The 22,605-nt window shown below is 65.0% G+C and carries 26 protein-coding genes and 1 riboswitch; of the genes, 9 read left to right on the plus strand and 17 right to left on the minus strand.

Going from position 1 to position 22,605, the window contains the following annotated elements:
- Positions 1-136: 136 nt before the first annotated feature.
- The 7 genes from GGD65_RS24005 to uvrC all read right to left on the minus strand — a co-directional run bounded on the left by GGD65_RS24005 (position 137) and on the right by uvrC (position 6,410).
- On the minus strand, positions 137-1,267 hold the full coding sequence (locus GGD65_RS24005) for a YihY/virulence factor BrkB family protein (protein ID WP_183236808.1): 1,131 nt from the start codon (positions 1,265-1,267) through the stop codon (positions 137-139).
- The gene (locus GGD65_RS24010; protein ID WP_183236809.1) at positions 1,268-1,855 is read right to left on the minus strand and encodes a phage holin family protein; all 588 of its coding nucleotides are present in this window, start codon (positions 1,853-1,855) and stop codon (positions 1,268-1,270) included.
- A gap of 92 nt (positions 1,856-1,947) precedes the next feature.
- A complete protein-coding gene (gene prmB / locus GGD65_RS24015) occupies positions 1,948-2,907 on the minus strand; it encodes a 50S ribosomal protein L3 N(5)-glutamine methyltransferase (protein ID WP_183236810.1) in 960 nt (319 codons plus the stop codon).
- Entirely contained in the window at positions 2,907-3,389 is a 483-nt protein-coding gene (locus GGD65_RS24020; protein WP_183236811.1) for a molybdenum cofactor biosynthesis protein MoaE, read from the minus strand. The genes prmB and GGD65_RS24020 overlap by 1 nt, the downstream gene beginning before the upstream one ends.
- 3 nt (positions 3,390-3,392) lie before the next feature.
- The gene (gene moaD / locus GGD65_RS24025) at positions 3,393-3,644 is read right to left on the minus strand and encodes a molybdopterin converting factor subunit 1 (RefSeq protein WP_018318355.1); all 252 of its coding nucleotides are present in this window, start codon (positions 3,642-3,644) and stop codon (positions 3,393-3,395) included.
- A complete protein-coding gene (gene pgsA / locus GGD65_RS24030) occupies positions 3,641-4,258 on the minus strand; it encodes a CDP-diacylglycerol--glycerol-3-phosphate 3-phosphatidyltransferase (RefSeq protein ID WP_018318354.1) in 618 nt (205 codons plus the stop codon). Before pgsA ends, moaD begins: the two co-directional genes overlap by 4 nt.
- Before the next feature lie 97 nt (positions 4,259-4,355).
- Entirely contained in the window at positions 4,356-6,410 is a 2,055-nt protein-coding gene (gene uvrC, locus GGD65_RS24035; RefSeq protein ID WP_183236812.1) for an excinuclease ABC subunit UvrC, read from the minus strand.
- A 250-nt stretch (positions 6,411-6,660) separates the two neighbouring features.
- Here uvrC and GGD65_RS24040 point away from each other — a divergent pair, with 250 nt between their 5' ends.
- Complete coding sequence (locus tag GGD65_RS24040; RefSeq protein WP_020508683.1) at positions 6,661-7,284, plus strand: outer membrane protein; 624 nt, start codon at positions 6,661-6,663, stop codon at positions 7,282-7,284.
- 111 nt (positions 7,285-7,395) lie between these two features.
- Here GGD65_RS24040 and GGD65_RS24045 read toward each other — a convergent pair whose 3' ends face one another.
- The 4 genes from GGD65_RS24045 to GGD65_RS24060 form a co-directional block, all read right to left on the minus strand.
- Positions 7,396-7,611: a cold-shock protein gene (locus GGD65_RS24045; protein WP_008544396.1), complete on the minus strand. Its 216-nt coding sequence runs from the start codon at positions 7,609-7,611 to the stop codon at positions 7,396-7,398.
- A gap of 265 nt (positions 7,612-7,876) precedes the next feature.
- Complete coding sequence (locus GGD65_RS24050) at positions 7,877-8,737, minus strand: 23S rRNA (adenine(2030)-N(6))-methyltransferase RlmJ (RefSeq protein ID WP_018318351.1); 861 nt, start codon at positions 8,735-8,737, stop codon at positions 7,877-7,879.
- Positions 8,738-8,911: 174 nt separating this feature from the next.
- The gene (locus tag GGD65_RS24055; RefSeq protein ID WP_183236813.1) at positions 8,912-9,604 is read right to left on the minus strand and encodes a ribonuclease T2 family protein; all 693 of its coding nucleotides are present in this window, start codon (positions 9,602-9,604) and stop codon (positions 8,912-8,914) included.
- 121 nt (positions 9,605-9,725) lie between these two features.
- The gene (locus GGD65_RS24060; protein ID WP_026202004.1) at positions 9,726-10,187 is read right to left on the minus strand and encodes a hypothetical protein; all 462 of its coding nucleotides are present in this window, start codon (positions 10,185-10,187) and stop codon (positions 9,726-9,728) included.
- Positions 10,188-10,371: 184 nt separating this feature from the next.
- Between GGD65_RS24060 and GGD65_RS24065 the strand changes: the two genes are divergently transcribed.
- Both GGD65_RS24065 and GGD65_RS24070 read left to right on the plus strand, forming a co-directional pair.
- Complete coding sequence (locus GGD65_RS24065) at positions 10,372-10,671, plus strand: hypothetical protein (RefSeq protein ID WP_038947472.1); 300 nt, start codon at positions 10,372-10,374, stop codon at positions 10,669-10,671.
- 44 nt (positions 10,672-10,715) lie between these two features.
- Entirely contained in the window at positions 10,716-11,246 is a 531-nt protein-coding gene (locus tag GGD65_RS24070) for a DUF3617 family protein (RefSeq protein WP_183236814.1), read from the plus strand.
- A gap of 11 nt (positions 11,247-11,257) precedes the next feature.
- On the opposite strand, the gene GGD65_RS24075 is transcribed toward GGD65_RS24070, so the two are convergent.
- Genes GGD65_RS24075 through GGD65_RS24085 form a run of 3 tightly spaced genes read right to left on the minus strand, consistent with a single transcriptional unit; the run spans position 11,258 to position 13,935 of the window.
- Positions 11,258-12,646, minus strand: coding sequence for an ATP-binding protein (locus tag GGD65_RS24075; protein ID WP_018318346.1), 1,389 nt, complete (start codon positions 12,644-12,646; stop codon positions 11,258-11,260).
- A gap of 18 nt (positions 12,647-12,664) precedes the next feature.
- Positions 12,665-13,396 (minus strand): response regulator, encoded by a 732-nt coding sequence (locus GGD65_RS24080; RefSeq protein WP_018318345.1) that lies wholly within the window; start codon positions 13,394-13,396, stop codon positions 12,665-12,667.
- A complete protein-coding gene (locus GGD65_RS24085; RefSeq protein ID WP_018318344.1) occupies positions 13,393-13,935 on the minus strand; it encodes a MarR family winged helix-turn-helix transcriptional regulator in 543 nt (180 codons plus the stop codon). The genes GGD65_RS24080 and GGD65_RS24085 overlap by 4 nt, the downstream gene beginning before the upstream one ends.
- Before the next feature lie 336 nt (positions 13,936-14,271).
- Here GGD65_RS24085 and GGD65_RS24090 point away from each other — a divergent pair, with 336 nt between their 5' ends.
- The 5 genes from GGD65_RS24090 to GGD65_RS24110 all read left to right on the plus strand — a co-directional run bounded on the left by GGD65_RS24090 (position 14,272) and on the right by GGD65_RS24110 (position 18,519).
- Entirely contained in the window at positions 14,272-15,354 is a 1,083-nt protein-coding gene (locus tag GGD65_RS24090; protein WP_183236815.1) for a branched-chain amino acid aminotransferase, read from the plus strand.
- Positions 15,355-15,489: 135 nt separating this feature from the next.
- A complete protein-coding gene (locus tag GGD65_RS24095; RefSeq protein ID WP_092255088.1) occupies positions 15,490-16,014 on the plus strand; it encodes a YegJ family protein in 525 nt (174 codons plus the stop codon).
- A 166-nt stretch (positions 16,015-16,180) separates the two neighbouring features.
- The gene (hisS, locus tag GGD65_RS24100) at positions 16,181-17,701 is read left to right on the plus strand and encodes a histidine--tRNA ligase (RefSeq protein WP_092255085.1); all 1,521 of its coding nucleotides are present in this window, start codon (positions 16,181-16,183) and stop codon (positions 17,699-17,701) included.
- A 55-nt stretch (positions 17,702-17,756) separates the two neighbouring features.
- Positions 17,757-18,023 carry a tautomerase family protein gene (locus GGD65_RS24105; protein WP_283806120.1) on the plus strand — a complete coding sequence of 89 codons (267 nt, stop codon included), beginning with the start codon at positions 17,757-17,759 and terminating at the stop codon, positions 18,021-18,023.
- Between the two features lie 91 nt (positions 18,024-18,114).
- Entirely contained in the window at positions 18,115-18,519 is a 405-nt protein-coding gene (locus tag GGD65_RS24110) for a thioesterase family protein (RefSeq protein ID WP_183236817.1), read from the plus strand.
- Positions 18,520-18,614: 95 nt separating this feature from the next.
- Here GGD65_RS24110 and proC read toward each other — a convergent pair whose 3' ends face one another.
- Complete coding sequence (proC, locus tag GGD65_RS24115) at positions 18,615-19,442, minus strand: pyrroline-5-carboxylate reductase (protein WP_409362758.1); 828 nt, start codon at positions 19,440-19,442, stop codon at positions 18,615-18,617.
- A 211-nt stretch (positions 19,443-19,653) separates the two neighbouring features.
- Positions 19,654-20,154 (minus strand): YbjN domain-containing protein, encoded by a 501-nt coding sequence (locus tag GGD65_RS24120; protein WP_026202003.1) that lies wholly within the window; start codon positions 20,152-20,154, stop codon positions 19,654-19,656.
- Positions 20,155-20,589: 435 nt separating this feature from the next.
- Positions 20,590-20,750: riboswitch (FMN riboswitch) on the plus strand.
- A gap of 75 nt (positions 20,751-20,825) precedes the next feature.
- Between GGD65_RS24120 and GGD65_RS24125 the strand changes: the two genes are divergently transcribed.
- A complete protein-coding gene (locus tag GGD65_RS24125) occupies positions 20,826-21,386 on the plus strand; it encodes a 6,7-dimethyl-8-ribityllumazine synthase (RefSeq protein WP_018318336.1) in 561 nt (186 codons plus the stop codon).
- A 118-nt stretch (positions 21,387-21,504) separates the two neighbouring features.
- Here the strand turns inward: GGD65_RS24125 and GGD65_RS24130 are convergent, their stop codons facing one another.
- Positions 21,505-22,458, minus strand: coding sequence for a ribose-phosphate pyrophosphokinase (locus GGD65_RS24130; protein WP_026202002.1), 954 nt, complete (start codon positions 22,456-22,458; stop codon positions 21,505-21,507).
- Positions 22,459-22,605 lie beyond the last annotated feature (147 nt).

Raw genomic sequence — 22,605 nt, forward strand, 5'->3', positions numbered from 1 at the left:
GCCTCAAAGAGCTGACTGCCTCACCCGGGAAAACACGGGCCGCTGTGCGAACCCGTCACGCCTCATGCTCCCCCAAGCTGCATGAGCTTATCATCATTGTTGATTCGAGGGGATAGCGGCCCGTTCCCGGGCGCGGTCAGGCTGGCGCGGCGGCCCCGACCGTGTCGGCCGAGACGGCGTCGCGGGTGCCGAGCGGCTTGGGTGGCCCCGCGGTCGTGTCCTTCAGCGTCTGCCGTTCGATCTCCGAATTCAGCTCGGCGCCGAACATGATGACGATCGCCGACATCCACATCCAGGTCATCAGGCCGATTGCCGCGCCGAGCGAGCCGTAGGTCGCATTGTAGTTGGCAAACTCCGAGAGATACCAGGACAGCAGCGCCGAGCCGGCGATCCAGAGGATGGCGGCGATTACCGCGCCGAGGCTCAGCCATTGCCAGCGCGGCGCATCGCGGCTGGGCGCGAAGCGGTAGAGGATCGCAAGCGCTACCAGCAGGGTGAGGAACATGAGCGGCCATCGTGCCAGCGCCACGATCAGCTTGCTTTCGGGTGCCATGCCGAGATGATTGAGCGCCAGCGGAAAGGCTACGACAAGCCCCACCATCACCAGCAGTGCCACGATGCCGCCGACCGTGAAGGCCAGCGAGACCATGTTGAGCCGGATAAAGCTGCGCTTCTCGCGTTCCTCATAGGCCACATTGAGGGCATCGAAGATCGCCTTGACCCCCGCATTGGCGCTCCAGATCGCCAGCAGAAGGCCGAGCAGGAACGTGGCACCGAGCGTGGTATTGCCATGCGAGACCACGCGCGCCACCTGGTCCTCGACGATCTGAAACGAGCCCTCGGGCAGCATCGTTGCAAGCGTCTGCAGATTGGCGCTGATTGTCGCGGGATCGGCGAACAGACCGTAAGACGAGACCACCGCCGTGACCGCCGGGAAGACCGCGAGCAGCCCGAAGAACACCACGCCGCCCGCTGTCGCCAGCAGGCGATCCTCATCGATGCGCTGATAGGTCCGCCAGAAGATATCCTTCCAGCCCTTCCAGGGGATCTCAAACGGGCTCTTGGCGCGGCGGCCATGGCCGGGCTGCACGGCCGCGCGCGCGGGATGCGTTTCCGGTGAATTCGCCTCGCCTTTTCGATGGTCTTGCGGGGGCCCCGATGGGACCAAGTCCCTGTCCTGAAAGTAGCGCTCCGCCGTCAGCACGAAGACGGCCGTCGCCGCCACCAGCAGCCAGGAGTCGATCTGTTCGGAGCGCCGCACCAGCATTTAAGCGTCCAATCTCCGGCCGTGACGCCGGCGGCGCGCTGCCGTGAACCCTGCCAACCCAATCGCGGCGAGCATCAAGCCAAGCTGCACGGGTCGGTTGGTGCGAACGGGCCGGGCTCTTGCGCCATGGCGGCGCTCGCCCGGCGCGAGCGGCGCAAGGGGAATCGTGGTCGCCACCTCTTTCACGGCCTCCTTGACCGTTCCGCGCGGGATCCGCGGGGTCGCGATCGCAACGCGCAACCGGCTGGCCAGCGGCACGATCGGCTTGGCTTTGCGCTTCATCTGCGCCATTGCCACGCCCGCGCAGACCGCCGCCAGCACCAGCAGCACGCCGCCGACGGCACCGAAACCCCAGAACTGCCCGTAGGTGATGGCGACCCAGCGGTATAGGGCGATCAGCCCGACGAAGAATGCCGCGATCACGAACAGGCCCGCGACCGCAAACAGCCCGCCGGCCACGGCGTAAGACGTCACCTTGCCGGTCGCCTGGCTGGTCTGGTCACGCAGATAGGATTGAGCGGCGCGTTTGACGTGGTTGAGCTTCAGCGCCATGCCGGCGCGCAGCAATTCGCCCGATGGCGCGAGCATGCGGACATCCTCCGAGAGCGAGAAAATTCGTTCGGGGGATGAACGTGGCGGAATTTGACTTGTTCCGACGGAGCTCCGTCCGTCGTGGTGAATCAGGCGAGATCGGCGGCCGCGATCCAGAACACCTCGCCCTCGGAGTCCTCGGTGTCGAGCCAGAGCAGCGGCAGTTCCGGAAAGGCCTCGTCGACCAATTCGCGGCCGCGGCCAATCTCGCAGATCAGTCCGCCGTCCGGGGTGAGGTGATCGGGCGCCTCAGCCAGGATGCGGCGGACCACGTCGAGGCCGTCGGCGCCACCGTCGAAGGCGAGCTTGGGTTCGGCCCGGCACTCAGGCGGCAGTGCGGCCATGCCTTCTGCGTCGACATAGGGCGGGTTGGTGATGATCAGGTCGTAACGCGCATCGCCGAGCGGGGCGAACAGATCGCCGCGATACAGGCTGATCCGGTCCTCGAGCCCGTATTCGCCGACATTTCGCGTGGCGACCTCGAACGCTCCCTTCGAGATATCGACGGCATCGACGGCGGCGTTCGGGAAATGCTGCGCGGCGAGGATGGCGAGGCATCCCGATCCCGTGCAGAGATCGAGCACGCGCTCGACGCCCGTAGGGTCGTCGATCAGCGATCCGGCCTCGCCGTCGCCGCCAAAATGCGAACCCAGCAGTTCGCCGATGAAGGAGCGCGGAACGATGACGCGCTCGTCGACATAGAAGGGCAGGCCACGCATGTAGATCTTGTTGACGAGATAGGCGGCCGGTTTGCGCGTGGTCACGCGCTGGTGGATCAGATCGAGCACGGTCTTGCCCTCGGCGGCCGTGACGCGCGCGTTGGCAAAGCTTTCGAGCTGTTCGGGATGCAGATGCAGCGCCTCGCAGACCAGGAAGGCGGCTTCGGCGACCGGATCGGTCGTGCCATGAGCAAAGGCGAGTTTTGCTTCAACGAAGCGGCTCACCGCGTAGCGGACGTAGTCGAGCAGCGTGAGGAGCTCGCCGCGTCCGACTGTCGCGAGCTTCGGCGCGGCGCGGCTGCGCGCGGTCTTTTTGGATGCTTTTGCCATCAGGATTTGGTCCAGCGTGCGGCGGCCTCGTCGTCACGGGCGTGGGCCTCGACCCAGCCGGTGCCGGTGGCGCTCTCTTCCTTCTTCCAGAACGGGGCGCTGGTCTTGAGGTAGTCCATCAGGAACTCGGCGGCATGGAATGCGGCCTGGCGGTGCTGCGAGGCGGTCAGCACCAGCACGATGTTCTGGCCCGGCATGAAGCGGCCGACGCGATGGATCACGGTGACGCCGTTCAGCGGCCAGCGCGAGGTCGCCTCGTCGGCATGGCGCCTGATCTCTTCCTCGGCCATGCCAGGATAGTGCTCGAGCGTGAGCGCGGCGACCTTGGCGCTGTCATCGTCCGCGCGGCAGATGCCGGAGAAGCTCACGACCGCGCCGATGTCGGTCCGGCTCTTGGTCAGGACGGCGATCTCGCGCGCGATGTCGAAATCGTCTTCCTGAATACGGATGGTGACAGGGCAGCTGGCGACTGGGGAAGACATGGCCTAACCGCCGGTCATCGGCGGGAAAAACGCGATCTCGCGGGCGCCCGCGATCGCGGCATCCGATTTGACATGGGCGTGGTCGATCGCGGTGCGGATCACCTTCGGCTTCTCGAACGCGTAGGCATAGGCCTCGCTCTGGCCAGACAGCCAGGCGATCAACTCCTCGACGGTGCGCACGGTCGCCGGCGGCTCGATGGTCTCCTCCGCCTTGCCGACGCGCTCGCGCACCCAGGCGAAATATTTCACCTTCATCCCTCGTCCTCCTTGATGAGGTGATGGATGCCGGCGCGGAAATAATCGTAGCCGGTATAGATGGTCACGATCGCCGAGGCCCACAGCAGGGCGAGGCCAATCATCGAGACGACGGGCACCACCTCGTCGCCGGCAGGTCCCGCGAGCAGGAAGCCGATCGCGACGAGCTGGACCGTGGTCTTCCACTTCGCAAGCTTGGTCACGGGCACGCTGACGCGGAGCGCGGCGAGGTATTCGCGCAGGCCCGAGACCAGGATCTCGCGGCACAGGATGACGATGGCGGCCCACAACGACCAGCCATGGATGATGCCGTCGGCGGCCAGCATCAGCAGGCACGAGGCGACCAATAGCTTGTCGGCGATCGGGTCGAGCATCCGGCCGAACGCCGATTGCTGATTCCAGATCCGCGCGTAATAGCCGTCGAGGTAATCGGTGACCGCGGCCGCGATGAAGAGGGCGACCGCCACCCAGCGCAGCCAGAGCGGCTGATCCAGAATCGACTGCGCATAGATGCATCCGACGACGACCGGGATCGCGGCGATCCGGCCATAGGTCAGGATGTTGGGGAGGGACATCGCGCGGCTGGTCGTCCCTCGTGTGGTGGCGATGTTCATCCGTCCTACCAATACCGCTGCTGCCTGAACGTCAACCGTCCCGCACCCCAAATGAGGTGCGGACACGACGATCATATGACTGCGGTCCCCCTTTAATTCATCCCGGCTGGGGATGGAAATACTCGAAAATCCTGCGCGCACTCTCGGCACTGACCCCCGGAACCTTGCCGAGATCGGCGATCGAGGCCCGTTCGATCTCCTTCAGGGTTCCGAAATGATGCAGCAAGGCACGTTTGCGTGACGGGCCGATGCCCGGAATCTCCTGCAAACCGGCCTCGCGGATGTCCTTCTTGCGCAGCTTGCGGTGGGAGCCGATGACGAAGCGGTGGGCCTCGTCGCGCAGCCGCTGGATGAAATAAAGCACGGGGTCGCGCGGCTCCAGCTTGATCGCCTCGCGCTCGGGCATGAACAGGGTCTCGCGTCCGGCATCCCGGTCCGGCCCCTTGGCGACCGACATCAGCGACACCTGGGTCAGGCCGAGATTGGCGAAGATCTCGCGAACGGCGTTGAGCTGGCCGCGGCCGCCGTCGATGATGACGAGATCAGGCCATTGCGGGAAGTCGTCGTCCTTCGCTTTGGTCGCACCCTCCTCGGGCGGGTTGATCAGGCGCTTGAAGCGCCGCTCCAGCACCTCGCGCATCATGGCGAAGTCGTCGCCCGGCGTGATCCCTTCCGACTTGATGTTGAACTTGCGGTACTGGTTCTTCACGAAACCGTCGGGGCCGGCGACGATCATGGCGCCGACCGCATTGGTGCCCTGGATGTGGCTGTTGTCGTAGACCTCGATGCGCTTGGGCGAATGGGGCAGGCTCAGCGTCGTGGCGATGGCATCGAGCAGGCGGCTTTGCGTGGCGGTGTCCGCGAGCTTGCGGCCGAGGGCTTCGCGCGCATTGGTCAACGCGTGGGCGACGAGTTCCTTTTTCTCGCCGCGCTTGGGCGCGGTGACCTCGACCTTGTGGCCAGCCTTGATCGACAGCGCATTGGCGAGCAGCTCGCTTTCCTCGATCTCGTGCGAGAGCAGGATGTTCCTCGGCGGCGGCTTGTCGTCGTAGAACTGGGCGAGGAAGGAGCCGAGCACCTCTTCCGGGGTGTACGTCTTCTCCGCGCGCGGAAAATAGGCCCGGTTGCCCCAGTTCTGGCCGGTGCGGAAGAAGAACACCTCGACGCAGGAGAAGCCGCCCTCCTGATGGATGGCGAACACGTCGGCCTCCTCCACCGTGCGCGGATTGATGCCCTGCTGCGACTGGATCGCCGACAGCGCGGCGAGGCGGTCGCGGTAGAGCGCGGCGCGCTCGAACTCGAGCTCACCGGACGCCTTCTCCATCTCGCCGGCAAGCTCCTGCTTCACCGCATGGCTCTTGCCGGACAGGAAGTCGCTCGCCTCGCGCACCAGGGTGGTATAGCCGCCGAAGTCGATCTCGCGGGTGCAGGGGCCGGCGCAGCGGCGGATCTGGTAGAGCAGGCAGGGCCGGCTGCGGCTCTCGAAGAAGGAATCGGTGCAGGAGCGGATCAGGAAGGCGCGCTGCAGCGCCGTGATGGTGCGGTTGACCGCGCCGGCGGAGGCGAAGGGCCCGAAATAGCGCCCCGGCCGGCTCTGCGCGCCGCGATGTTTCAGGATCTGCGGCGCCCAATGGTCGCCGGTGATCAGGATGTAAGGAAACGATTTGTCGTCGCGCAGCTGCACGTTGAAGCGCGGCCGCAGCTGCTTGATGAGGTTGGCTTCCAGCAGCAGCGCCTCGGTCTCGGTGTTGGTCGAGACGATCTCCACGGTCACCGTGGCCGCGATCATGCGCAGGATGCGGGCCGGCTGCGGTGCATTCTGGCGCGCATAGTTGGAGAGGCGCTTTTTGACGTTCTTGGCCTTGCCGACATAGAGCACGTCGGCATTCGCATTGAGCATGCGATAGACGCCGGGCGAGGTCGGTGCGAGCCGCACCGCGCGCTCGATCGCCTCATGGCCGGTCGCCAGCGGTCCTTCGCCGACGGCGCCGCTCTCTTCCAGGATATCGGGCAGCCGCGCATCGTCCTCGTCATCGCCACCGCTGGTGGCGGGATCGAGGTCCGGAGGCATTTCGGCTGGGACGTCCGGCGCGGCGCCACGCACGGGTTTGCGCGCGCGGTCGTCCGGATTGTCGGTGGAATCGTGAACCATGGAGCGAATTTAGGCGCTGGGGGTGCCGATTTGAAGTTCCGGCCGTGCGGCACGCACAGGATGGCGGCGCAGTTCCCGGTAACGCTTGCTTAAGCCTGTTAACAGCGCGGTAACCCGGCTTAACAGCCCTTTAACTTAGAACTCTCGATAAATCTTACGCGAAAAAGTGGTGGTTCCGTAACCATGCGTTTTGCCTCGCGCGGCGGCGCGGGCGCCGCACCGGTGACGGCAGTTGCGTTGGAGTTAAGTGATGAAGAGGCTCGTTGTGGGCGCAGCCGCGTTGGTTGCCGCCGGCTGGACAGCTTCGGCGGAGGCCGCCGACATGACTTACGGTCAGCGCGCGCCCTATACCGTCAACCAGCCGCTCAACGCGTACAGCTGGGCAGGCCCCTATCTCGGCGGCAACATCGGCTATGAATGGGGCTCGGTGGACAACAACCCCTCGAAGCCGTCGGGCTTCGTCGGCGGCGTGCAGGCCGGCTACAACTTCCAGAATGGCCCGTTTGTGTTCGGCGTCGAGGGCGACATCCAGGCCGCCGGTGCCGACGACACCTTCGCGCCGTGGAAATTCTCCAATCCGTGGTTCGGCACCCTGCGCGGCCGCGCCGGCTATGCCTTCAGCAACGTGCTGTTCTATGGCACCGCCGGCCTCGCCTTCGGCGAGCTGCGTGCGCAGACCTTCGGCTGGACGGAATCGCACACCACCGCCGGCTGGACCATCGGCGCCGGTGCGGAAGTCGGTCTGGCCCCGAACTGGAGCGCCAAGCTGGAATATCTCTACATCGATCTGTCGACGACACAGTTCGCAATTACAGGGGTGTCAAACGGCTATAGCGCCAGCGTTGTGCGCGCAGGCGTGAACTATCGCTTCTGATAGCTGAAGAAAAAAATACCGGACCATAACCTCCCGGCCGCTCGCGGCCGGGATTTTTTTGCCAAGTATTTTTGCGCCAAGTATTGCGCCGAATGTTGTGCGTCAGGCCCGCTAGGAGAGGATGACCAGATTGACCGCCTTCGGTCCCTTCCCCTTCTTGTCGGGTTCGACTTCGAAAGTAATACGCTGTCCTTCCGCAAGGTCCTTCAGTCCGGCCCGCTCCACAGCAGTAATATGTACGAAGACGTCGCGGCCGCCGTCGTCAGGCTTGATGAAACCGTAGCCGCGTTCGCCGTTGAAAAACTTAACCGTTCCCGTCATGGCCATCGGGAAACTCCCCCTCATTGCTCCTCCGCCGCAACGCAGACTCACGTCACGACATGACGGGGCACTACGGAGCCCGGGAGCTGGCCATCCTTGGGCGGACCGCTGGCGGTCCGGCCGGATCTTTCTTAGGCCTTCACTCCGCCGCAACCATTCGCGGAAGCGGAACGTAAAGCCAGTCACGGAAACAGCATAATACGGTTCTCTGCAGATTGACTACCGCTCCTGCATATTTTTCCCAAGAATGCCGGAGTGTTACGGGCTGGCTTTAAGGCTTGGGCACCTCCAATCGGAATCTGGCAGCACCACCTTGGCCGAGCGGCATTTCCAGCTCGGGCAGGATCGTCTTGAGCTCGCCCTGCAGCGTGTAGGGCGGATTGACGATCAGGAGCCCGGTGGAGGCGAGAGCTCCGCCGTCGAGCTGAGGCGCGACGCTGAACTCGAGGCGCAGACAATTTCCCGGCGGTTTTGCTGCAGATGCGAGCCGCGCCACCGTTTGAACCAGTGTGTCGGTGGCGCGCCGATTCTTGGCGGGATACCAAATGACATAGATGCCGGTTGGCCATTTCGCGAAGGCAGTGGAGAAGGCTTCGCCCAGCCGCTCGAACTCGTCCTTGGCCTCGAAGGGCGGATCGATCAGCACGAGGCCGCGCCGCTCCTTCGGCGGCACGAAAGCCGGCAGCGCCATCCAGCCGTCGAGGTCGACCACGCGGGCCTGTTCGTCGCGGCGCAGCACGTCGATCAGCGCTTTCCGCGCCTTCGGCTCCAGCTCGCATGCGATGATCCGATCTTGCGGCCGGAGCAGGCCGCGCGCAATCAACGGCGAGCCTGGATAGGCCTTGAGCTCACCCTTGGGATTGAAGGCGCGGACGATATCGAGATAGGGTTGTACCAGCGCGAGGGTCTCGTTCGAGAGGCGCGCCTGCATCAGCCGCGCGATTCCGGTCAGCCATTCGCCGCCCCGGCGCGCCTCGTCGCTGTCGAGATCGTAGAGGCCGGCGCCGGCATGGGTGTCGATGACGCGGAACGCCCCCGGCTTGTCCTGCAGATAGGTGATGATGCGCGCCAGCACGATGTGCTTGATGACATCGGCGAAGTTGCCGGCGTGGAAGGCGTGGCGGTAATTCATGGCGAAGAGTTACGACATCACGCGCCGAAAGTAACTGCTGTCATTCCGGGCGGTGCATGGCACCGAGCCCGGAATCCATTTCGCCACGGCGCATGCTGCTGGATGGATTCTCAGATGCGCAAATGCGCATCATCGTTCGCGCTCCGCGCGCCCCGGAATGGGGGCGAACAAATCCTATCCGCCCCTGATCGGCGGCATCGTCACCTGATCGCGGCGGCAGGTGCGGCGTTCGATCTCGTCGCAAGCGCGGAATTGCAGGTCCTTGCTGAGGCAGATACGGACCTCGGACAGCCGCGTCCGGTTGCAGGTGACCGAGACGGCGGCATTGCCCAGCCCCGGATTGGCCTTGATGAAGGCTTCCTCGACCTCCGCCGGTGCCACGGTCTTGGCCTGAGACAAATCGAGATATTCGGCCGGGATCTTGATCGCAGCGCGCGCCTTGCGGATCGTCTCGAAATAGCTGCGGCCCTCGAGGCCCGAGCAGGTGCCGTGCTTGTCCCATTCGTTGAAGATCAGGCCCGGCGCCGGCATCAGATCAAGCATCGAGGAGACGATGCTGCGGTTCAGCCGCGGTGCGGGCCGCTGGCAATATTCCGGGAAGCCGGTCTCATATTGCGGCCACAGCCCATGCACCACGAAGGCGTAGGGCCGACCGCTGCACTGGATCTGCGACCGGCCGCCACGCTCGGCGGCCTCCTCGCAGAACGAGGGCGACCACGACAGCGACAGTACATAGAAGTCGAATTCGCCGGGCGCGTTCTGCCGCTTGTCCTGGGCGTTCGCGCCACCGGCGAGCAAGGCCAGTCCGGCGGCAAGGGTCAGGGAGATCACGAGACGGGAGAACGAATGCAATCTGGAATGAAACATGGCGACGCCCCTCAACTAGACTGTGCGAGGAAGCCTAGCAGGCGATGGGAACATTTCAAGAACAAAATTCGGGGCGACCGCCGTTCGGCGCCTTCGATCATCTCGAATCAGGGCTTCCTGCTCAGGGCTTGGCGGCGCGGCAGGCCGGATTATAGGCCCAGTTGCGGTCGAGCCCGACCACGCACCATTCGACGCCGTTGCCATAGCCGGCGAAGCCGCCATCCTCGATGATCGAGAAGTGCACCTTGCGCACCTTGCCGTCATTGAGCATGGCCTCGCCGGTGCAATAGCGGCGGGGAATATTGTCGGACTGCCAGGGCCGGAATGCGGTCTCGCGAACGGCGGCGAAGCTGGTGATCCTCAACGAGGAATTCCAGAACGTGCTTTCCTTTTCCCAGAACTGGGTGGCGATGGTCGGCAGCGCCCGGTCGCAATCGGCGACGGCGCCGTCATAGCGCGGGCCGCTCAGCCAGAAGTTCAGCTCCAGCGGATTGGCGGCCCTGGCCTCACCGAGCGACATCGCTCCGAACATGAGGCCGAGCACGGCGGCATAGCGGAGCAATTTCAGGAAGGGGGCGCGCATGGTCAATCCGGACAGCTAAAGTCTTGCGAAGGTTGGACGGTGCCGCGAAGGCTGGGGGAGGTCAAGTGCAGCGCGGCAACACTTCGCCAGGAGTTGACCACAACTTCGTGGTTGGCAGGCTTGGGTTCTTTCCACTTCCCTCCCGGCACCGTAAACTGCCCGCCAGCCAATTGGAGTGACGGGAATGCGAATCATTGCGGCCGCGGGTCTTCTCGCCAGCCTGGTTGTCTCGGGTATGATGGCGAGCCAGTCGGCGCGCGCTGACTATGTGCCGCCGTTCAAGGGCAATGACACCGGCGGCATCATCGCCTATTCGATGGCCACCCAGGTCGATGCCCGGCAGGCCGCGGTCGATCACTGCGCGCGCTACGGCAAGGTCGTGAAATTCCTGGCGGTGCAGGCCTATGAGGGCGGTTACATCTCGTTCTCCTGCCGCTGGGTGCCTTATGGCGCCGCCGACCAGCCGATCCGCACGCTCTATTGAGGCGCTGTCGCAGGCCTGCAATTTCTCAGCCGGGAGCCTCTCACATGACGCGCAAACTCGCTTTGCTCGGCTCGACCCTTTGCCTTGCGTTGTCTGCAAGCGTGGCGTGCGCCGACGACCTGCCGGTCCGCAAGGCCGGTCTTTGGGAGATGAAGCTGGTCACATCAGGCTCGCCCGTGCCCGAGATGACCATGCAGCACTGCACCGACGAGACCGTCGACAAGGAGATGAGCAACAACGTCTCCCCGATGGCCAAGCAGATCTGCGCCAAGCAGGAGATCAAGAAGACCGCGACCGGCTATGTCAGCGATTCCGAATGCAGCGTCGCCGGCGTCAGCACGACCTCGCATGCCGAGATCACCGGCGATTTCAACTCGGCCTATACGGTGAAGACCTCCTCGCACGCGCAAGGCGGTGTCGCCGGCGCTGCGGGGCGCGATACCACCATGACGCTGCAAGCCAAATGGCTCGGGTCCTGCAAGCCGGACCAGAAGCCCGGCGACATCGTGATGCCCGGCGGCTTCAAGATGAACGTGCGCGACATGGATAAGCTGAAGGCGCTGCTGCCGAAGTAGGGCTACGGCGGCTACACTGGTATCCTGACGCTCGCCCTTAGTCCCCCCATCGGGCTGTCGCCAAGCGTGATGTCGCCGCCATGCGAGCGGGCGATGTCGCGGGCGATGGCGAGGCCGAGGCCGGTGCCGCCTTCATCCTGGTTGCGGGCGTTGTCGAGCCGCAGGAACGGCTTGAACACTTCTTCGCGCAAATGCGCGGGAATGCCGGGTCCGTCGTCGTCGATCGTCACGGTCAAATAACGGTGATCGCGCTGGCCGGTGATGGCGATGGCCTTGCCGTAGCGCGCCGCGTTGGTGACGAGATTGGCGAGGCAGCGCTTGAACGAGGCCGGCTTCACCGTCACCACGGGCAGGCCGTGGAAGGCGACGGTCGCGGTATGACCGTGGCGCTCGGCATCGCTGCGCAGCTCCTCGAGCGCCTGCGCCATGTCGGTCGGCTGCGACTGCTCACCGGAATCGCCGCGGGCGAAGGCGAGGTAATCCTCCAGCATCATCGACATCTCGTCGACGTCCTTGCGCATGCCCTCGAGCTCGGGGCTGTCGCCGATCAGCGCCAGCTCGAGCTTGAAGCGGGTCAGGATGGTGCGCAGATCGTGGCTGACGCCGGCGAGCATCGCGGTGCGCTGCTCCATGGTGCGCTCGATGCGCGACTTCATTTCGAGGAAGGCGACCGCTGCGCGCCGCACCTCGCGCGCGCCCCTTGGGCGGAAGTTCGGCGCCTCGCGGCCCTTGCCGAAGCTTTCGGCAGCGTCAGCGAGGCGCAGGATCGGCTTGATCTGGTTGCGCAGGAACAGCACGGCCACGATCAGCAGGATCGAGGACGTGCCGACCATCCAGAACAGGAAGATCTCCGAGTTGGAGGCATAGGCGGCGCTGCGCTGCGCGAACACGCGCATCACGGCGTCGTCGAGCTGGATGCGGATCTCGACCAGGTTGGAGCGGCCGACCGTGTCGATCCAGAACGAGCGGCCGATCTGGCGGCCGAGCTGCACCGACAGCGTCTGGTCGAGCAGCGAGAAGAACGGCTTTGGTCCCGGCGGCGGCATGTCGCCGGCGGGCAGGAAGTCGACGACGAGGCCGAGGCGCTGCTGCGCGATGCGGCGGATCTGGTCGCGATCCTTATCTTGCGGATAACCCTTGTAGACGTCGATCAGCGCGGCGATGTCCTGCACCACGGCGGCCGACAGTCGGCGCGTCACCGTGTTCCAGTGCCGCTCCATGAACACGAAGGCGACGACCGATTGCAGCACCACCATCGGCACGATCATGATGAGGAGCGCGCGGGCGTAGAGGCCGGTCGGCATCCAGCCCTTGAACGCGTTGCCCATCCAGCCATTGGCGGCGGAAACGCGGCCGGCGGCGCTTCGGAGCAGCGTCAGGCCGGTATCGATCGTGCTCATCACTCGCGCTTCACTGATTTATGGCGAGGCTACCAGCCGATAGCCGATGCCGCGCACCGCCTGGAGGAACAGCGGATTGGCGGGGTCGGTCTCGATCTTGCGCCTGAGGCGGTTGATCTGCACGTCGACGGCGCGCTCGTTGACGCTGCCGTTGCCGGTCAACGCACTGCGCGGCACGGTCTCGCCCGGCGTCTCCGAGAGAATGCGCAGCATCTCGCGCTCGCGGTCGGTGAGGTGGATGACCTCCTCGCCCTGGCGCAGCTCGCCGCGATCGAGATGATAGACGTAGGGACCGAACGCGATCTTCTCCACCGCCGTGGCTTGCGGCGGCGGAGCGGCGCGCTTGAGGATGTTGTTGATGCGCAGCGCCAGCTCGCGCGGCTCGAACGGTTTCGCCACGTAGTCGTCGGCGCCGATCTGCAGGCCCTCGATGCGCGCTTCCGCCTCGTGTCGTGCCGTCAGCATCACGATCGGCACCGAGGAGGATGTCCGGATGAAGCGGGCGAGATCGAAGCCGGTCTCGCCGGGCATCATGACGTCGAGGATCAAGAGGTCGAAATGCAGGCCCTGCAGTTTCGAGCGTGCATCGCCGGCACTCGCGGCGGTGGTGACGCGGTAGCCCTCGGCGGCGAGGAAGCGCGAGAGCAGATCGCGGATGCGGCGGTCGTCGTCGACCAGCAGCAGATGCGGCGCGTCATCGGCCGGGCGTGCCGGCGGGCGGGCGAGAGTGGCAGCGAGCGTCACGGTCACTCCTTGGCGTCGTGGTTGACGGAAGCGAAGATCGTCTCGAGCACCTTGTCCGGATCGTCGCGATCGATCATCGCGCGCAGGAAGCGCTTGACCGTCTCGGCATCCTGCGGACCCATTTCGGCGAGCGCCTTGGTGATCCGCGTGGTCTGCAGACCGGCAAGCTTCTGCACCAGCGCCTCGCCCTTCGGCGTCGCGTAGAGCAGGCGCTGGCGGCGGTCATTGTCGCCGGTCTTCTGCACGATGTAGCCCTCGTCCAGCAGCTGCTTGAGCACGCGGCCGAGCGACTGCTTGGTGATGCGCAGGACGTCGAGCAGATCGGCGACCTTGAGGCCGGGATAGCGGTAGACGAAGTGCATGACCCGGTGGTGGGCTCGGCCGAAGCCGAAAGCCTCCAGCTCCTGGTCGGGGTCGCCGACGAAGTCGCGATAGGCGAAGAACAGTAGCTCGATGATATCCCAGCGCAAATTGCCTCCGTCGTGTGCGGCCGGCTTGGGCTCGGCGGCGTCATGAGAGGAAGTCGCGAAATTTATGTCAGGCATATTGACGTATCTTGGGTTCAATGTTACAAAACGATTGACCAGCACGAAATTTTAGATCGTTTCGCGCGGGTGGCATCGAAGCAGGGCGGCTGGAGAGAGCCGGACAGGCGACGACGGCCGGATCAGATCTACCGTGCGATTGTCGAGCGGCGTTTCGGCAAAACATACTGGACTTCCGCCTTCCGCAAAAGCATGTCCTCGGCGATATGCTGGCCACGGAAACCGGCCGTAACAAGGCTGGCGGGGTCCGGCCTAAAACCAATCAAGCCAGCCGGGCCCGAAAAGGGGCAGGCCGGCGCCAGAACGGCGCCGCCACCGGCAGCGGGAGGCAAGGACATGAGCATGAAATTCGACATCCAGCCCGCATCCAATCCGACGTCCGAGAAAGACCGCGTGGCCAGGCTGGTGGACCCCGGCTTCGGACGGGTCTTCACCGATCACATGGCGATCGTGCGCTACAATCAGGCAAAGGGCGGCTGGTACGAGGCGAAGATCGAGGCACGCGCCAACTTCCAGCTCGATCCGGCCGGCGCGGTGCTGCACTACGCCCAGGAAATTTTCGAGGGTCTGAAGGCCTACAAGCGTGACGACGGCGGCGTGAACCTGTTCCGTCCCGACGCCAATGCGCGGCGCTTCAAGGACTCGGCCGACCGCATGGCGATGGCGCAGCTGCCCGAGGACGTCTTCATCGAGGCGGTCGAGCAGGTCGTGCGCATCGACCGCGCCTGGATGCCGGGCGGCGAGGGCAGCCTTTACCTGCGGCCCTTCATGATCGCGAGCGAGACCTTCCTCGGCGTCAAGCCGTCGTCCGAATATATCTTCGCCGTCATCGCTTCGCCGGTCGGCTCCTACTTCAAGGGCGGGCCTGCGCCGGTGTCGATCTGGGTCTCGGAGAATTACACGCGCGCTGCCGTCGGCGGCACCGGGGCGGTCAAGTGCGGCGGCAATTATGCCGCGAGCCTGCGTGCCCAGGCCGAAGCGATCCAGCATGGCTGCGATCAGGTGGTCTTCCTCGACGCGGTCGAGCGCCGCTATATCGAGGAGCTCGGCGGCATGAACGTGTTCTTCGTGTTCGACGATGGCTCGCTCTCGACGCCGCCGCTCGGCACCATCCTGCCCGGCATCACCCGCGATTCCATCATCGCGCTCGCCAAGGATGCCGGCAAAACCGTGCGCGAGGAGCCGTATTCGCTCGACCAGTGGCGCAAGGATGCGGCCAGCGGCAAGCTGAAGGAAGCGTTTGCCTGCGGTACCGCGGCCGTGATCTCGCCGATCGGCAAGGTGCGCTCGGTGAGCGGCGATTTCGAGATCTCGGGCGGCGCCGCCGGCCCCGTCGCCATGGGCCTGCGCAAGCAGCTCGTCGACATCCAGTACGGCCGCACCAACGATCCCCATAACTGGATCCGCAAGGTGTTTTGAAATGCGGCGATGCGCGTTTCTCCTTTCGTGAGGAGAGGGGAAACGCGCATCGTTTGTGGTTTTTCGTGCACTGAACGTGCCGTTGCCGACATGCGACAAAGTCTGGACACATCTGGACATCAGGACATCGCGACCATGGCAACGAAACTCTCCCAACCCATGAAATGGGTCGTTCTCGCCGCAATCACCGGCGTCTCCGTTTTCGGCATCCTGACCATCGGCCCGATGCATGAGGTGGTCGCGCAAGACCGCTCGCCGATCGTCGATGTGCGAACCAGCGATCCCGAGATGAATGCCGCGATCGCGCGCGCCCGCGGCACGCTGCCGACTTTCTGGGCCTCCTATCAATCGCCAAAGCCGTCGGAGGCCGGGCACGCCCTGAAGGTGCGCTTCTCGACCCGCAAGGGCGGTGAGCACATCTGGATCGGCGAGGTGAAGAAGCGGCCAGACGGGACCTATTCCGGTCTGTTCGCCAACGAACCGCGTGACCTGCCCGGCAAGCGGGCCGGCGACGAGGTCAAGTTCACCGAGGCCGACATTTCGGACTGGATGTTCATGCGCAACGGCAAGATCGTCGGCGGCGAAACCATCAAGCCGACGCTGAAGTCGCTGCCGAAGGCGGACGCGGATGCTCTGAGGGCACGGATGGAGCAGCCGTAAAGGTTGGCCGTCATTCCGGAACGGTCCGAACGACCAGACCTCAGGTGCGCAATTGCGCACCGGGGAATCTCGAGATTCCGGGTTCGATGCTTGCGCATCGCCCCGGAATGACGGCGTTCCCTAAGCACCGGTTGCCGCCTCGCGCCCCGGCTGGTAAACGCCGCGCATGGCCGAGAAACCCAAAAAACCCCAGAAACTGAAGGCGCGCCTGCCGCGCGGGCTCGAGGATCGCGATCCGTCAGCGATCCGGGCGACGCGCGAGATGGTCGAGAAGATCCGCGCCGTCTACGAGCTCTACGGGTTCGAGCCCGTGGAGACGCCGGCGATGGAATACACCGACGCGCTCGGCAAGTTCCTGCCCGACCAGGATCGTCCGAACGAGGGCGTGTTCTCGTTCCAGGACGACGACGAGCAGTGGATCAGCCTGCGCTACGATTTGACGGCGCCGCTCGCCCGCTATGTCGGCGAGCGCTACGGCAGCGACGCTCTGGTTTTGCCCTACCGCAGCTACCGGGTCGGCTATGTCTTCCGCAACGAAAAGCCCGGCCCGGGCCGCTTTCGGCAGTTCATGCAGTTCGACGCCGACACGGTCGGCTCGGCGACGCCGGCGGCGGATGCCGAGATCTGCATGATGGCTGCGGACACGATGGAGGCGCTCGGCATCGCGCGCGGCTCCTATGTCGTGAAGGTCAACAACCGCAAAGTGCTCGATGGCGTGCTGGAAGCCATCGGGCTCGGTGGCGACGAGAACGCAGGCCGTAGGCTGACCGTGCTGCGCGCCATCGACAAGCTCGACAAGTTTTCCGCCGACGAAGTGCGCAAGCTGCTCGGTCCCGGACGATGGGACGGCGGCGAAGAAGGCAAGGGCGACTTCACCAAGGGCGCCAATCTGAGCGACGCCGAAGCTGACGTCGTTCTCGCCATCACCAAACCGCGCGACGATTGGAAAGACGCCATTGCCGCGGCGGAGACCTACCTCGCCAAGAGCGCAGTCGGTCAGGCCGGCGTGAGCGAGCTGGAGGAGATTGCCAAGCTGGTGATTGCGTCGGGCTACGGTGCCGACCGCATCAAGATCGATCCCTCCGTGGTGCGCGGCCTCGAATATTACACCGGCCCCGTCTACGAGGTCGAACTGCTGCTCGAGACCAAGGACGAGAAGGGCCGCCCGGTGCGCTTCGGCTCGGTCGGCGGGGGCGGGCGTTACGATGGCCTCGTCTCACGTTTCCGCGGCGAGCCGGTGCCGGCCACCGGCTTCTCGATCGGCGTGTCGCGGCTCCAGGCCGCGCTGACGCTGCTCGGCAAGCTCGACACGCGGCCTGAATTCGGGCCCGTCGTCGTCACCGTGTTCGACCGCGACCGCGTCGCCGACTATCAGAAGATGGTGGCAAGCTTGCGCACCGCCGGCATCCGCGCCGAGCTCTATCTCGGCAATCCCAAGAACATGGGCAATCAGCTCAAATATGCCGACCGCCGCAATTCACCGTGCGTGATCATCCAGGGCTCGGATGAAAAGGCGCGCGGCGAGCTGCAGATCAAGGATCTGATCGAAGGCGCCAAGGCGGCGGCTGCGATCGCCTCCAACCAGGAATGGCGCGAGAGCCGGCCGGCGCAGTTCTCGTGCAGCGAAGCCGATCTCGTCGCCAAGGTGCGCGAGGTCCTGGCCCGCCATGACGTAAAGTGGGGATAGCCATTCCGCCAAGCCGTCATGCCCGGGCTTGTCCCGGGCATCCACGTCTTGTTTGATGGATGAGCACGTGGATGGCCTGGACAAGCCCGGCCATGACGACAGCAACAGGGAGAAGACGATGCCTGAGATCACTGTCAGCATGGCCGAAGGCCGCACCGACGAGCAAAAGGCCGGCATGATGCGCGACATCACCCAGGCGTTGGTGAAGAATCTCGGCGTCGATGCCGATGCCGTCGTCATCCAGATCAACGAAGCCCCGCTCCGCCACAAGATGAAGGGCGGCAAGACGTTCGTGGAGCGCGCGGCGGCGGCGAAGAAGTAGCCAGCGCTGTAGCGTCAATCACCGCTGTCGTCCCGGATCGGCGCGCGCTTAAGGCGCGCTTGTCCGGGACGACACCGTGTGTGAGGCCCCCATGGACGCACGCGATTTCATCAAGGTCGGCATGAGCGCCGAGCGCACGCTGGTGGTGCCGGCCGAGCGCACGGTCGGGCATTTCGTGCCGGGCATGCCGTTTGTCTACGCGACGCCGATGATGATCCTGGAAATGGAGATGACGGCGGGCGATGCGATCCGAGCCGCGCTTCAGCCCGGCTGGGTCACTGTCGGCACCGAGGTCGACATCCGCCATCTCGCAGCCGCCCTCGTCGGCGCGACGGTGCGGACCACCGCGAAGGTCGTCGCCGTCGAACGCCGCGTCATCCGCTTCGAGGTCGAGGCGTTCGAGGGCACCCGCAAGCTCGGCGAAGGCCGCCACGCGCGCGGGCTCGTCAATGTCGAGATGTTCAACAGGCGGCTCGCCGCGGGCACGACGCCGTAGGGCGGGCAAAGCGAAGCGTGCCCACGGCTTCCGGAGAGACAATTGAAAGATCGTGGGCACGGCGCCCTGCGCCTTTGCCCACCCTACGGCACCGTCTACTTCGCCAATTCCTTCGACCGCTTCGTCGCCGCCGCGATCGCGCGGATCATCAGGTCGCGCAGACCCGGCTCGCCCGTCAGCACGCCGAGCGCGGCGGCCGTGGTGCCGCCGGGCGAGGTGACGTTCTGGCGCAGCGTGCTCGACGGCAGCTCCGACTGGTGCAGCAATTCGCCGGAGCCGGCGACGGTCTCGCGTGCGAGCTTAATTGCCAGCGCCTCAGGCAGTCCGGCTTCGACGCCGGCGCGGGCGAGCTCTTCGGCGAGCAGAAACACATAGGCCGGGCCGGAGCCGGAGACGGCCGTGACCGCGTCCATCAGGCTCTCGTCATCGACCCATTCGACCGAGCCGGTGGCACCCAGCAGCGCATCGGCCACCGCGCGCTGCGCGGCGCTGACGTTGTTCGCGGCGACCGCAACCGTGATGCCGCGGCCGATCGCGGCCGGCGTGTTCGGCATCGCGCGCACCACGGCGCCGCCGCAGACCTCCTGGAGCGATGTGATCGTGGTTCCCGCCATGATCGAGACCACCGACGTCTTGTCCGAGACGAACGCTTTTAGCTTCGCGCCGGCCTCGCGGAACATCTGCGGCTTCACCGCGACGACCAGCGTCTCGACCTGGCCGGCCGTCGCTACTTCGGGATTGAGCGCAACGCCCTTGGCGGCAAGGGCGGTGATCTCGGGCGAGATGTGCGGATCGACCACCGCGACGCGGCGCGGATCGAGTCCGCCCGCCAGCCATCCGGTCAGCATCGCGCCGCCCATCTTGCCGGCGCCGGCGAGGAGGATGGTGCCGGTGATGTTTTGAAGAGTGCTGTTGTTAGCCACTGTGATCACCCAAGGAAAGGTGTCGTCCCTGCGAACGCGGGGACCCCCGCGCGAGCGCTTGCGCTCGTCGCGCCACCACAGGCGGTTCTAGTGGATGAAGGTGTTGGCAACAAGCCGCGTGCCACAAGAGGCATCACGCGGTATGGCTCCCGGAGCGGCGCTTCGCTTGTCCGGGACGACAGGAGGAGGGAGTGTTGGCTTCCTTAAGGTCCTACGCCTCTCCCACCGTATCGAACATCGCCGCGTCCATCGCTTCGGTCGTGGTCTTGCCCGCCCACACCACGAACTGGAACGCCGGGAAATAGCGCTCGCAGGCATGGATGGCGCCGGCGAGCATGGCCTCGCATTGCGCGGTCGAGGCGGTCAGGCCGCCGGGCAGCACCAGGGCCTGGCGGTGCATGACCATGCCGGTGTTGGTCCACAAATCGAAATGACCGACCCACAGCTGCTCGTTGACCGCGGCGACGAGCCGCTGCACCTCGCTGCGGCGCGCAACCGGAATCTTCATGTCGAACGCACAGGCCAGATGCAGCGCTTCGATCTCGCCCATCCAGGTAAAGGAGAGCTGGTAATCGGTCCATTGTCCCTTGGAGACAATCGTGAGTTCGTCCTCGCCGGAGCGTTCGAACGGCCAGTTGTTGCTGGCGGCGATATCCTCGACCACCGCGAGCGGATGGCTTTTGGAATCGATAGTGCCTTCGAGCAGGGACATGCCGTCTCGACCTCTTGCCTTCTTGTTGTCTTTGATACGCACGCGGTTGGGCCCGGCGCGCGCTCCCTAAACGTCGCTACGGCGTCCCCTCGGAGTCTTGCGATCCCTCGGATCAGCGCGGGCCTGTCGCGGATCAAGTGATGTGATTTGCGGAATCTGCGCAACGGGGTCCCGAGTCCGTCCACAAGCCAGGACTCGTTCGTCCACAGCTCATCTCCGCCACAATTCTTAACGGAGGGAAGTCCTCGATCCGGATGGATGAGAACAAACCGGAATCGGATTCGCGGGGGGGAGGGCGCCATTCGTTAATTCCGTCCCGCGAGGGCCGCTCCCGCGGGAATGACATGGGACCATGCGATCCGCCCATACGGAACACGCTTGCTGCGGCCGCCGGCTGGCGGCATATTTCCAGCTAGGCCGTTCATCCCGGACGGCCGATGTTCTCAGGGCGGGGTGAAAGTCCCCACCGGCGGTAAAGGCCGAAAGGCCTAAGCCCGCGAGCGCCTTCCCTTAGGTCTTCTTGCCGAGGGGAAGGGTCAGCAGATTCGGTGCAACTCCGAAGCCGACGGTTAAAGTCCGGATGAAAGAGAACGGTCGGAGGCAGACGCATCGCAAGATGCGGCTGTTTGTCGTTCCGTGTGCCCTGATTCTGGTCCTTAAGAAGGAAAGCCATGAATCAGATGCTGCAAGACCCCAAAACCGAAACTTCCGAAGCCACCCAACCGCCGGTTCCGCAAGACCCGGCGCCCGACCACCCGCGCTTTGCCAAGCCGCAGCGGGTGGCCTTCGTGCAGGCCTGCTGGCACCGCGACGTGGTCGAGGAGGCCCGCATCGCCTTCATCAAGGAGGCCGAGGCGCGCCATCTCACCCATGTCGACGTGTTCGAGGTGCCGGGCTCGTTCGAGATCCCGCTGCACGCGCAGGTCCTCGCCAAGACGCGGCGCTACACCGCCATCGTCGCGGCCGGCCTCGTCGTCGATGGCGGCATCTATCGCCACGAGTTCGTCGCCGACACCGTGATCAAGGCCTTGATGGACGTGCAGCTGCGTACCGAAGTGCCCGTGTTCTCGGCGGTGCTGACGCCGCAGCAATTCCACGAGACCGAGGTGCACTACGACTTCTTCCGCAAGCATTTTGCGATCAAGGGCGTCGAGGTCGCGGCTGCCTGTGCGGAGACGTTGCTCGGCCTGGAGCGCCTGCGCGGCCAGGTCGCGGCGGGGATCGTGGGGTAGGCGAACTGCCGTAGGGTGGGCAAAGCGAAAGCGTGCCCACCACCTTCATCACAAAAGAAAAGGTGGGCACGGCGCTTTGCGCCTTTGCCCACCCACGAGACCTTTCGGATCGGAAAAACTAGTCGAACAGGCTCGACACCGATTCTTCCGCCGCCGTGCGCGCGATCGCGTCGGAGATCAGGCTGGCGATCGGCAGCGTGCGGATGTTCGGCGCCTTGGTCACCGCGTCGGTCGGCAGGATCGAGTCGGTGATCACGAGCTCCTTCAGCCTCGAGCCCGCGATGCGGGCGGCCGCGCCGCCGGAGAGCACGCCGTGGGTGATGTAGGCGTAGACGTCCTTGGCGCCCTTGGCGATCAGCGCGTCGGCCGCGTTCACCAGCGTGCCGCCGGAGTCCACGATGTCGTCGATCAGGATGCAGGTGTAGCCGGCGACGTCGCCGATCACGTTCATGACCTCGGATTCGCCCGCCCTCTCGCGGCGCTTGTCGACGATCGCGAGCGGGGTATTGATGCGCTTGGCAAGGCCGCGCGCGCGGGCCACGCCGCCGACGTCGGGCGAGATCACCATCGTCTTGGAGAGGTCGAACCTCTCCTTGATGTCGCGCACCATCAGTGGCGCGGCATAGAGATTGTCGGTCGGGATGTCGAAGAAGCCCTGGATCTGGCCGGCATGCAGATCGAGCGTCATGACGCGGTCGACGCCGGCTTGCGTGATCAAATTGGCGACCAGCTTGGCCGAGATCGGCGTGCGCGAGCCGGACTTGCGGTCCTGCCGGGCGTAGCCGAAATAGGGCAGCACCGCCGTGATGCGGCGCGCCGAGGAGCGGCGCAGCGCGTCGGTGATGATCAGCAACTCCATCAGATGGTCGTTCGCCGGGAACGAGGTCGACTGGATGATGAAGGCATCCGAGCCGCGGACGTTCTCCTGGATCTCGACGAAGATCTCCATGTCGGCGAAGCGCCGCACCACCGCCTTGGTCAGCGGCAGGTCCAGGCCCTGCGCAATCGCCTGCGCGAGGGCCGGATTGGAGTTGCCGGCGACGAGCTTGATGGAGCCGTTTTTGGCCGACATAGACGCTTCCTCCCGCGCTTTGCTGGATACGACGTTCAACATCTCAGATCCCACTGGAAGCACGGTTTCAACGGGCGAGGAAATATCAGGCCGGGGGCTGCGATGGCAACCCGGGATGCTACGTTTTCCCTTCGAAAATCCTGAGTC

The sequence above is a fragment of the Bradyrhizobium sp. CIR18 genome, assembly GCF_014198295.1.
GTDB lineage: Bacteria > Pseudomonadota > Alphaproteobacteria > Rhizobiales > Xanthobacteraceae > Bradyrhizobium.